Below are 10,554 nucleotides of genomic sequence, written 5' to 3'. Positions count from 1 at the left end.
CAATCACGCGCCGGCGCTGAGGTACGCGGCTCTGGCCTCGCTCAACTCTGCCCAGTGCGCCTCGAGGCCGGCCAGAGTGGGGCTGACGTTCAGGGTGGGGAGCGGCTGGGAGTGTCCGTCGATGTAGCGGCAGGCTTCTTCGAACACGCGGTTCACAGTCTCGATAGCGGCAGGCAGGGCGGCCGTCTTGATGTTCGGTAGCGCGGTCATCCGCACGTTGGGCTGGTAACGCTGCGTCACCCCCTGCAGCAGCTCAGTTTCGGTGAACACCTCGCACCAGGCCCGGATCCAGTCGTAGCCGGTGCGTACGAGCGCGGCGCGCGCATCACCCTGCTGGGACTTGGCGGCCTGGATGGTCTCGTTGATGTTCTTCTTCAGATTGCTGATGCTGTCCCAGCGGGGCCCGGTAGCTCGGGTGACCTGCCCCTTGCCGTCCTCGTCGGTGATGTGGAAGTACGAGCATCGTTTGGACGCTGCCATCAGGTTCAGCAGTGTGGTGGCGAAGAAGATGTCGTGGGTGAACACGATCACCTGGGTCGTGTCGGCGAGTGCCGCGACACGCTGCGCGACCTCGTTGATGCGGCGATGATCGAGACTGGAGACCGGGTCGTCGAAGATCACCGGTGCGGTGATGCCGGCGAGGCGTGCTTCGGCGAGAAAGTCCGCCATCGCGAGAACCTTCTGCTCGCCCTCGGAGAGGACCTTCGACGGCTTGTGCTTGCCGGTGAGGACCTTGCGGCGGTGCGCTCGTCCCTGACGGCCCACGAACTCGACTTGAAGTTCGGGTGCACGGAGCGCGGTGCGTTCTTCGGCGAACAGCGCGTCGAAGCTTTCGTTGATCATCTGGTCGCTCGCGGTTTTGGCAAGGCCAGTGACCGCGCGTAGTAGCGCAGGCATGGGCTTGGCGAGCAGTGCGAGGCGGTCGGCTTGTTTCGCGTCGCGCACCTGTTGTTCGATGATCGCCCAGGACCGGGCGAGTTCGGCGGCAGCTTCGAGTTCGACCAGTTCCTTCTTCTTCTCAGCGAGTGTTTCCGCGCGCCGCGCGGCTTGTCCTCGCAGTTCCACCAGGGCGCCGCTGGTGGTCTCGAGTGCTTCGGTGAGGCCATCTGCGTCGGCGGCCACGTGAGCCAGGAGGTCGGCTGTGACGGGGGTGTTGTCGCGGAGGTGGTCAAGGAGCGCGGTGGCAGTGCTGAGCGTGCGTTCCAGCAGTGGCAAGAACACGGGCTGCGGGTTGCTCGTGGCGTGGTCGCGCGCGTAGGCGTCGACATCGCTGGTCCGGATGCCGAACACGGGTGAGGTCAGGGCGCTGAGCCGCCCCTTGGCGGCTTCGATGTCGCCGGCGATCTTTTCCTCGAGGAACTCGGAATACTTTCCGATCAGCGCCCGTGCCGGGTCACTGAGCGGTTGGCGGCAGTAGAGGCACCGGTCTGCGTCGTGCGCGTCGTGTGCGCTCAGGTGTGCTTCGTACTCCTCACCGGCCTGGATGAACCGGGTCCAGGTGTCGTCGGGGGCGGCGGGCAGGTCCGCCGCTTCGAACAGCGCCGCGCGGAAGGCTCGATACTCCTCCTGCAGGTACGCCAGGGCGGTGAGCTCGCTGCTGTACGTGGCGGGGCTGAACCGACCGAGAATCTGTGCGGCCGTGCTCGCCTCGGCTAGGACACGCTCGGCGCGTTGTTGCAGGGTGATCTCGGCGCTGATCGTGTCGGCCTCCAGCGCGGCCACGGTGCGGCGCAGTGTCCCGATGCGGGTATCAGCGTCGGTGTGGTGGTCGGCCATCGCCCTGAGCTGGTCCAGGTCTGTCGCGGCGCCGAGCGTCTCGATCAGCGGGTACACCGACGCCGCTCGCGGGAATCGGCCCAGCAGTCCTGTGGGGCCGGATCGCAGGTCGCTGATTGCCGCATCAATGCGGGCCTGGACGGCCTTGATTCCGGCGATGACGTGGTTGAACAAGGCAAGCGCGGCGGGGACGTACACATACTCGAGGTCTTCGTCGACATGGAAGCTCACCGATGGGCTGTCGAAGATCGAGATGCGCGTGAACGGGGCAACCCCCCGTTGCCCTGTCCAGGCGTACGTCTTCGCTTCCGCTCCGAGTTGGTAGCCGATCGTCGCGGACGGGGATTGCGGCGCCGTCGCCTCGATATCCCCGAGGATGACGTCCGCGGTGCGGCTGGCAGCAAGCGCTTTGAAGATTCTCGAGTACCCGGTCTTGCCGGTGCCGTTCTCACCGAACAGAATGGTGAGGCCCTGATGCGGTTCGATGACCCCACCACCGATCAGAGCGTTCACCCCCGCAACCTCTGACAGTGAGGTCACGGTCAAAGGTTCGAGCGCCTCGTCCTCCCCGTCGATCATCGCGAGCTGATCCTCGGTCGACAGTTCCCGGGCGTCCAGCGCCTTCTCTTGCCGGAACAGCGTGTACGCGTGGTCCTCTTCGTCGGAGTTGAGAGGGCCAGCTCCGGTGAGTACGACGCGCACGATGTACCGCACCCATTCGTCGGAACTGTTCGCCCACGCGCCAAGAAGCTGACGGGGGTCCACCCGTGTGTCCGCTTGCACCGCGTCCGTCATCGACCGACCTCCGTCGCGACAGCGGTGTCCATGGAACGCGCTGCTCACCGCCGACTCTATCGTCGCCCTGACAGGACGCCGAGCTGTGCGTCGCGCGGGCCGCTGGAGTTGGTGCGGGAGATGGGGCACGCTGATCGGATGACTGAACGAAACACCTGGCCACGCAACCGGTCGACGCTTCCTGGCGGTGGCCTGTCGACGCTTCCTGGTGGCGGCTTGTCCACCCTGCCGGGTGACGGGGCCTCTACGCTTCCCGGCGGTGGTCTGTCGACACTCCCAGGTGGTGGCCTGTCGACCCTTCCTGGTGGCGGTTTATCCACGCTCCCTGGTGGCGGTATGTCGACGCTTCCTGGCGGTGGTCTGTCGACGCTTCCCGGGGGCGGCTTGTCTACGCTTCCTGGCGGAGGTCTCTCCTCGCTGCCTGGGGGTGGGCTGTATGACGGTGCAGACCCGAACCCGTACCGCTCGAATCAGCCACCCATGACCCACTTCATCCCCTACCTCCGCCATCAGGGGCTGAACGATGTCGCCGATCTGCTGGCGCGTGCTCACGGGCTGAACCTGTAACGAATCACGAGCTCTGCTTCATCGGAGCGGCCCCACGTTCACCTTGACACTCCACCGGGTACCGTCGAGCTGTGTTCTTGCTGCTTGACGCCAACGTGATCGTCGGCAATCCGCTTCTGCGCGGGCGGCAGTGGGACGCCGTCGCGGATGCGGTCGCTTCCGAAGCGCTCGATCTTTATGTGCCCGAGCTTGCGGTCGATGAAGCCGTGGCACGGTACCGCGACAGTGCAGCATTGCGTGAACGCGAGGCGAAGAAGGCTCTCAAGACATGGCCGCCGAGGTCACGGGAACTCGTCCAGGAAGCCATCAACGCTTCAGAGTCCTTCGCCGCCGAGTACGAGAGTCTTCTGCGGGCGCGCCTCGAACAGATGGGTGCAGAGATCGTCGGCTACCCGGAGGTAGAGCATCGTGAGGTCGCGTTGCGGGCGATCTCACGGTCGGCACCGTTCGACAGGGAGGGCAACGGATACCGTGACGCGCTGCACTGGTACGTCTTTGTCGATCTGCTTCTCACGTGCGAACCCGAAGATCCGCACGCGTTTCTTCTGTCGGCTGACAAGCGTGCGTTCGGACCAGCGCGACGGCGCGAACTCTTGGCCGAGATCGAGAAACTCGATGTGGAGTGGGAGGTGAAGATCCTTGAAAGCATCTCCGATTTCAAGGTTCCCGGGCAGTTCCTCGATGACGAGGGCTCATTGGACTACGAGCAGGAGCGACAGCTTCACGACGCGGTACAGGATGCGGTGCTGGCAGGCGGAACACCCAAGGACTTCACTCACTCGCTGGCAGCGAAGACCGAGTTCGACGTTGCTGATGTGCTTGAAGTCTTGTTACTGGATGTGAACGTGGAAGGGGTGCAGATCGAGCGAAAGTCGCGCGATCTATGGATCAACTACACCGCCCAGGCAACGTGCCTCGTGAAGCTCGAGAGCGTCGAGATCCTCGACGAGGACGCCGGCGACTACGCCACCCATCGGGACACCGCCGTATGGGTCCTGGATCTCAGCGGCAATGCTTACTCGTCAGGGAACCGCATCGACGAGGTCGCCTCCCTGCGTCTCGACACCATCGAAGGAGACGCACCGGCATAGATCGAAGGAGACGCACCGGCATAGATCGAAGGAGACGCACCGGCATAGACAGTGGGCGGGTAGGAGCTACCTCGAGGGCCGCCGGCGCGGCCGCCGCTGTTCAGGTGGGGCGTGCATCTGATCGGCACTCGGCTGTCCTCGCTTTATGTCGGCGGCCTTCGCGGTTCGGCGGTGACGCTCGGCAAGTCATCATGGACTTCGTGTACCGACGCCGAGTGTTCGAGGTTGCAAATGAGCTCGGCGTTGACGTGCGCACCGTGCTCGACGCGCTGCGGAGCCTGGGTGAGGCGGAAGTGCGCCCTGAGGCGCAGCTGAGTGAGTCGCTCGCTCGCAAGGTGCGAGTGCATTTGAATGGTGGCGGGGCTGTGCCGGAGCGGCGGCGGGGTGTGGAGCCAGCGCGCCGCCGGTCGAGGTTTGCTCAAGGCATTCGGGAGCAGCATGACGACGCAATCCGTCGCGTCATCCCCACCATCGCGGCGGGCTTGACCGTTGCCGCTCGGCTGCCCGAGGGTAACGAAGTCATCGTCGCATTCCACAACCGTGACGCCGTCGCGCGGTACGGGTTCTGCACCCTGTCGGGCGGGCCGCTGCCACCCACTGTGCTCAACGCTTCGGATGCACGGAGGCTGTTGGCGCCGTTGCGGGACGTTGACCGCGACTATGTCGCTCGCGGGTGGACGCCACCCAATCTCTACATCGCCTTCGACCTCGCCCATCAACACGTCTGGCTAGGAAGGTCGCTGAAGACGATCGGGCATCCTGGTGAACGATTGGCTGCGGACTCGCTCGTGCGGGTGCCACCCCCTAGCGCCGGTGAACCGCCCCGCATCAACCCTCGCGCACAGCTCTTCACCGCCAACAAAGTGCCGTCCGTCGTCGCGGCGGTCGGCGAGGGGTCGGATCGTCCCGAAGAAGCGTTCCTCCTTCACGAAGAGCTTCTGCGTCTGGCTGTCGACAGCCTCGTCGACGCGGACGTTCTCGATCCGCTGCCCGTGCATATCAACGCGATCTGGTTCTTCGCGCGCCCGATCGTGATGCAGCGGGCGGGCGACAGCGACCGCCATGTCCGCGCGGTCTGGTACCGGCAGGGCGGCTCGATGTGGCGCATACGCACATACGTTGCTGGCGTTGCGGGATCCGGCGCGGTCAATGTCAAACAGGTCGGGCCGCAGCTGTCCGGCCGCGTGCCATTCGTCCCGGTCTGGGATGACACCCGACCGGAACAGAAACTGCTTGCCGCGGTGTGGGCGTTAATGGCCCAGGGCGGCATAACTGAGTCGGAACGCGTCACAGGCGTCGTCGTGCCCAGCGGCGAGCCGCAGGGCGAGCTGACGATCGTGCGCGTGCAAGCGGGCAGCGATCACGTATCCGTCTATCGAGAGGGGAGCGACGGCGAGCCGCCCGATCGTGCGGCCTGGTCGGTTCGCGGCCACTGGCGGCGACAGCCCTACCCCTCACTCGGGCTCGACGACGACGGCCACGTGCGCACCCGACTGATCTGGATCGCGTCGTATGTGAAGGGTTCCCACGGAGCACCAGTCGAACCCAAGGTAATCGTGGTCAGTTCAAGGCCGGGAGAGGCCTGAGGGCCGACACGACCGGCAGTTGAAGGTTCTCGATACGAGATGCCAATTCCACGAGGTCTTTCGAGCGAGTTGCGAATTGCAGTGTCGTGGGGACGTAATCGCCGCCGCCGCCGCTGCCCGCCGCCCGCCGCCGCTGGCGCGCCAGCCAAGGGGCCGCGTGTAGATACGCTCGAAGTGGGCGTATTCTCCGACGAACGGGGCCGCGGTGCGGGAGTCTGGTCTAATCGGTGGATGGTCGCAGCTTCGTTGAAGCCGTTCCCAAAGTCCGTCCGGGTGATCGTGTCGCCGTGATCTCGCCGGCATTCGCCGCCCCAGCGATTTCGCCCGTTCTCCACGAGCAAGCGATGCGGCGTCTGAAGGAGGCGACCGGGTTCATCCCGGTCGAGTACCCCACGACGCGGCAACTCGGCGCGAGCGCGGAAGCCCGTGCGGCAGACGTGAACGCGGTGTTCGCGGATCGGAGCATTCGCGCGGTGCTGGCCGCCATCGGTGGTGATGACCAGATCACTGTCATTCCGCACTTCGATGCCGCCGTGATCGCGGCGAACCCGAAGCCGTTCCTCGGGTACAGCGATAACACGAACCTGCACAACCTTCTTTGGAACCTCGGCGTGCGGAGCTTCTACGGTGGATCCGGTCGACCTCGTCTACCCGTTCACGGGGAGGTGGCTCGTGCAGAACAGTCCGGCGAACCACGACCGACTCTGACCAGTCGCTCGCCTGTGCGCATCACGGAAGCATGACGTCCCCGGTTCGGTTCACCGAGCTCGCTGGGTGGACGCCGCAGCCCTACCGCTCCGTGTTCGTCTGGGTCGCGTTCGAGGAGCGCCTCGTCGCGACCGGCGAGAGGTACGGTCCCGACGATCACGCGGGAGTCTGGACGGCGGACGGGTTCCTGTCGCGGTGGTCCAGTCGGCTCGTCGATCAGGGATGGGAATGGATGGCTCCGCTCATCCGCCGACTCGCGGACGGCGAGGACCCGGAGCACGTGCGCACGGACGCGCTCCATGAGTACGCCGCTCGCCACGACGGCGCGGAACCGAACGTGACCATCTGGAACCTGGGCGTCGACCGACTCCGGTGAGGGCGAGTCAGCCGCGTTGCCGCCCCGCTCGTGGAGCCACGGCATGCGACGTTGGTGCCGTACTTTCCCCGGCGTCGGCGCCTTCCTCGAGGAGGTCGAGAGGCGTAGTTCCGTTTCTGAGCGGGCCAGCGGGAGGCGACGATGCCGCTACCGGCGTGTGGGATCCGGTGCTGCTGGCGATGAGGCTCATTGCGATGTGGGTGGCCGGGCGTAGTCAGGTCTCCATGTTCACGCGTGTCGCGCGCGGTGCCGACGTACTGCAGCGCGGTTGGCGCAGCGGACGCTGCAGTACCGCTGGCGGCCGTTGCGCGTGACGTCTACCACGACGTTGTGGCACGGGTCACCCGGGACTTTGCCGGCGTCGCATCGGTGAAGGCGGTGCATTCCCCGCGTTGTCAGGTGGAGTGCGGTGCCGACGCTGATGACGGCCTCCAGCACATGCGGCAGGGCTTGGTCTTGGTCTCGATAGTGGAGGTGCCAGCCTTCATCATGGTGGTCGGTTAGGCGCGGGTAGGCGGCCGCCTCTGCGAGGTGTTGGTTGAGGAGGTCGGCGCGTCGTTGCGGCAAAGGTTCATCAACGACTTCGAGCCATCGGTCGATTACCCTGCGGACACCGGTGTAGTCGTCCGCTTGCGGATTCGCGAACGGCGTCTGCATCCCATAAGACTCCGCACGGTCGACAATGCCCGCTCGATCTTCGGGCCAGTCGTTTGCCAGTGACGCGGCGAGCAGGACCGCGTACTCGCCGTAAGGGTTGAGATGCATAAGGGCATTACATCACACTGGAACGTGAATCGTTGGAAGGAACTGACTATGACGGTGCTGGGTACTGGACTCCCGTGGGCCGCGGTCGGCGGGATGGGGTTGGCGGCGTTGGTGATGGTGCTCACGCCTGGGCCGAACATGATCTATCTCGTGTCGCGCAGTATCGCTCAGGGGCGAATCGCAGGTCTGGTCTCGCTGGCGGGGACGGGCGTGGGATTCCTCACCTACATGACGATGGCGAACCTGGGGCTCAGTGTCGTGTTCGTTGTGGTTCCGTGGCTCTACATCGGTCTGAAGGCCGCAGGAGTGCTGTACCTCGCCTGGCTCGCGTTCAAGACGTTCCGCCCAGGAGGGACAGGACTGTTCGAACCCGGACCGCTCACCCGCGATACGCACGGGAAGCTCTTCCGGATGGGGCTGTTTACCAACCTGCTGAATCCGAAGGCGGCGGTGATGTACCTGGCGATCATCCCGCAGTTCATCGACACATCGCACGGCAACCCGATTGCGCAGGGGTTCACGCTCGGCACAGTCCAGATCACTGTCAGCGTGATCGTCAACGCAGCAATCGTGCTGGCCGCCGGGACGATCGCAGGATTCATCGGAACCCGCCCGTCCTGGCTCAAGTGGCAGCGCCGCATCACCGGCAGCCTTCTTGCCGCGGTCGCCGTCATGCTGGCCAGGGAAGTTCCCCAGGCTGCCCGCGCGTAGACAACCTGCAGGTGGTCGCGCGCGTGTGGCCAGCGCGCCAGCCATCGCAGCGCCGATGTAACCTGAAATGGACGAATCCGTTCAACCGATTCGTTGCGACATCGACTGATCGCTCTCGCGGCACACGTCGTGAGTGCCACGTGCGCACGAGCGCCGACGACGGCAACCCCGTACATCAGAAGCCGAGGGCGTGGACAGCTGAGCGTGTATGTCAACGGCCGCAGAATGGGAGCGAGATGAACCTGCGGGAAGAGCTTCTGCGTGTCTACGAGGACGCGCGGTCCAACCGGTCCTCCGAGGAGAACGAGACGACGGATCGTGCGGCTGCGGAGCTCTTCGACGCCGGTACGGCAGACCGCGCGAAGGCCGTCGGAGATGTGGCGCCGGTGTTTTCTCTCCCCAGCGCCACTGGCGAAACGGTGACCTTGAGTGATCTGCTTGAGGATGGCCCCGTGGTGCTGAGCTTTTACCGAGGCAGCTGGTGCCCGTATTGCAATCTCGAGCTGCGGGCGCTTCAAGCGAACATCATGGAGTTCAAGGCGCGCAACGCGCGGCTCGTTGCGATCTCGCCGCAGGTGCCTGACGAGTCATTGTCGACCGCTGAGAAACACAGCCTCACTTTGACGTTCTGAGCGACGTGGGGGCCACTGTCTCCCAAAGCTACGGCCTGTCCTTCGTCATTCCTACGGAGCTGGCTGCGCTCTACGAGCGACGAGGTCACGATCTCATCCGTCGAAACGGTGGCGATGGTCGAACGCTTGTGATCCCCGCGACCTATGTGATCAGGCAGAGCGGGTCTATATCGTGGTCGTTCGTGGACAGCGACCACACCAGACGTGCGGAACCGCGGGACATCATCGCAGCGCTCGATGCGATCCGCTGACTGCTGCAGAGGCGACGGACGGAGGAGTCACGCGCCTCTCGTGCGACCGTGCGCGCTGCGACGCAACTCCCGGCTGGTTGTGGACGGAGATCGGTCATGCAGCGCGGCGATCTCCGTTGGCCGCGCACCTCGGCTCGCGAGATCGCGATCAGAACGCGCTCCTCTTCGAAAAGAAGCCTCGAGGAGATGGGGAGAAGCGAAAGCGGGCCAGGGCTGTGGCACGACCTTCACCGCGCTATCCTTGCGCCGCACCGCGGTGCCATCGCGCCGGGGGTACGCGGCCGTCCGCATCGCGCCGACCTCGCGGGCGGCGGCCGCCAGCGGCTGCACTGAGCGAGCAACTCCGTGAACCGGTTCCACGTCAACGAGTTCGGCCTACGCCCGGGGCCCGGACGGGCAGATCGATCGTCGCGTGCCGGGGTGATTCCGGCGCTGACATCTGGCTCGACCGTTCCTGCCGACCGAGGGTGGTCAATGGCTTAAGACCGTTGCCGTGACGGTGGTGATGCCGACGATGACGACGAACCCGCGGAACAGGCCTGCGGGGAGTCGTCTTGCGAACCTGCCGCCGACCAATCCTCCCAGGATCGAGCCGAGAGCAACGAGGGCGACGATGGGCCACGAGATCAGTTCTGGTGAGACGAAGATGAAGACCGTGGCGGCGATGATGTTGACCGCGGCGACGCTGGCGTTCTTCACGGCGTTGAGTTCTTGCATCAGCAACGTCGTCGTGATCCCGAGCAGGGCGACGAGGAGGATCCCCTGCGCTGCACTGAAGTAGCCACCATAAACTCCGAGCAGGAACGCGCCGACCACGGAGGCGACTTTCGAACCTCGGCGAGGGAATGGCGTCGCGTCGACGTCGTCGGTTGCCGCCACGCGGCCGATGCGGTTCTTGATGGCGGGTCCGCTGAGTACCAGAAGCGTACCGATACCAATCAGCCAAGGGATGACGGCAGCGAAGATGTCGGCGGACAAGTGCAGGAGGAGGAGCGCGCCGGTGACGCCGCCGGCGCTGGATGAGGGAAGCAGTAGGCGAGTAACGCGGTAGTGTGCGCGCAGCTCGCGTCGGTAGACGAATACCCCCGACAGGCTGCCGGGCACGATGCCGACCGTGTTCGCCATCGTCGCCGTCAACGGCGGAAACCCCAGCAGAACGAGGATGGGGAAGGACGCCAGTGTCCCCGCGCCTACGACGACGTTCAGACCTCCTGCAAGGAAGCCTGCGCCGACGACCGCCGCTCCTCGCAGAAGCGGCGCGATTTCTATCAGCACGTTGGCCTCCTCCTCGCCCGG

Annotated in this window: 9 protein-coding genes; 6 read left to right on the top strand and 3 right to left on the bottom strand. The window is 65.2% G+C overall.

Translation table 11 applies throughout. The features are described from left to right. Positions 1-3: 3 nt before the first annotated feature. Positions 4-2,571, bottom strand: coding sequence for an AAA family ATPase (locus tag ACIGCK_RS12115; RefSeq protein WP_138174587.1), 2,568 nt, complete (start codon positions 2,569-2,571; stop codon positions 4-6). A gap of 638 nt (positions 2,572-3,209) precedes the next feature. On the opposite strand from ACIGCK_RS12115, the gene ACIGCK_RS12110 reads away from it, so the two are divergent. From ACIGCK_RS12110 to ACIGCK_RS12095, 4 genes are all read left to right on the top strand, one after another. After that, complete coding sequence (locus ACIGCK_RS12110) at positions 3,210-4,229, top strand: PIN domain-containing protein (protein ID WP_138174582.1); 1,020 nt, start codon at positions 3,210-3,212, stop codon at positions 4,227-4,229. 191 nt (positions 4,230-4,420) lie between these two features. Continuing rightward, positions 4,421-5,815, top strand: a complete 1,395-nt coding sequence (locus tag ACIGCK_RS12105) for a hypothetical protein (RefSeq protein WP_138174580.1) — start codon at positions 4,421-4,423, stop codon at positions 5,813-5,815. A 227-nt stretch (positions 5,816-6,042) separates the two neighbouring features. After that, complete coding sequence (locus ACIGCK_RS12100; protein WP_138174578.1) at positions 6,043-6,558, top strand: LD-carboxypeptidase; 516 nt, start codon at positions 6,043-6,045, stop codon at positions 6,556-6,558. After that, complete coding sequence (locus ACIGCK_RS12095; protein ID WP_138174576.1) at positions 6,555-6,899, top strand: hypothetical protein; 345 nt, start codon at positions 6,555-6,557, stop codon at positions 6,897-6,899. Before ACIGCK_RS12100 ends, ACIGCK_RS12095 begins: the two co-directional genes overlap by 4 nt. A 228-nt stretch (positions 6,900-7,127) precedes the next feature. On the opposite strand, the gene ACIGCK_RS12090 is transcribed toward ACIGCK_RS12095, so the two are convergent. Continuing rightward, positions 7,128-7,664 (bottom strand): CGNR zinc finger domain-containing protein, encoded by a 537-nt coding sequence (locus ACIGCK_RS12090; protein ID WP_138174574.1) that lies wholly within the window; start codon positions 7,662-7,664, stop codon positions 7,128-7,130. A 48-nt stretch (positions 7,665-7,712) separates the two neighbouring features. Between ACIGCK_RS12090 and ACIGCK_RS12085 the strand changes: the two genes are divergently transcribed. Both ACIGCK_RS12085 and ACIGCK_RS12080 read left to right on the top strand, forming a co-directional pair. Then, positions 7,713-8,375 (top strand): LysE family translocator, encoded by a 663-nt coding sequence (locus tag ACIGCK_RS12085; RefSeq protein ID WP_228480872.1) that lies wholly within the window; start codon positions 7,713-7,715, stop codon positions 8,373-8,375. A 236-nt stretch (positions 8,376-8,611) separates the two neighbouring features. Continuing rightward, on the top strand, positions 8,612-9,007 hold the full coding sequence (locus ACIGCK_RS12080; protein WP_212743497.1) for a peroxiredoxin-like family protein: 396 nt from the start codon (positions 8,612-8,614) through the stop codon (positions 9,005-9,007). A gap of 722 nt (positions 9,008-9,729) precedes the next feature. On the opposite strand, the gene ACIGCK_RS12075 is transcribed toward ACIGCK_RS12080, so the two are convergent. After that, positions 9,730-10,533: a sulfite exporter TauE/SafE family protein gene (locus tag ACIGCK_RS12075; protein ID WP_138174624.1), complete on the bottom strand. Its 804-nt coding sequence runs from the start codon at positions 10,531-10,533 to the stop codon at positions 9,730-9,732. Positions 10,534-10,554 lie beyond the last annotated feature (21 nt).

The organism is Microbacterium sp. NPDC078428, from assembly GCF_044542535.1.
GTDB classification, from domain to species: Bacteria; Actinomycetota; Actinomycetes; order Actinomycetales; family Microbacteriaceae; genus Microbacterium; species Microbacterium limosum.
This window is presented reverse-complemented; position numbering and strand designations above follow the sequence as displayed.

What these genes read in the sequence shown, in the direction of transcription:
- ACIGCK_RS12105 (WP_138174580.1), top strand. Translation starts at nt 4,421, where the DNA reads ATGGACTTCGTGTACCGACGCCGAGTGTTCGAGGTTGCAAATGAGCTC.
- ACIGCK_RS12095 (WP_138174576.1), top strand. Translation starts at nt 6,555, where the DNA reads ATGACGTCCCCGGTTCGGTTCACCGAGCTCGCTGGGTGGACGCCGCAG.
- ACIGCK_RS12080 (WP_212743497.1), top strand. Translation starts at nt 8,612, where the DNA reads ATGAACCTGCGGGAAGAGCTTCTGCGTGTCTACGAGGACGCGCGGTCC.
- ACIGCK_RS12090 (WP_138174574.1), bottom strand. Translation starts at nt 7,664, where the DNA reads ATGCATCTCAACCCTTACGGCGAGTACGCGGTCCTGCTCGCCGCGTCA.
- ACIGCK_RS12085 (WP_228480872.1), top strand. Translation starts at nt 7,713, where the DNA reads ATGACGGTGCTGGGTACTGGACTCCCGTGGGCCGCGGTCGGCGGGATG.
- ACIGCK_RS12115 (WP_138174587.1), bottom strand. Translation starts at nt 2,571, where the DNA reads ATGACGGACGCGGTGCAAGCGGACACACGGGTGGACCCCCGTCAGCTT.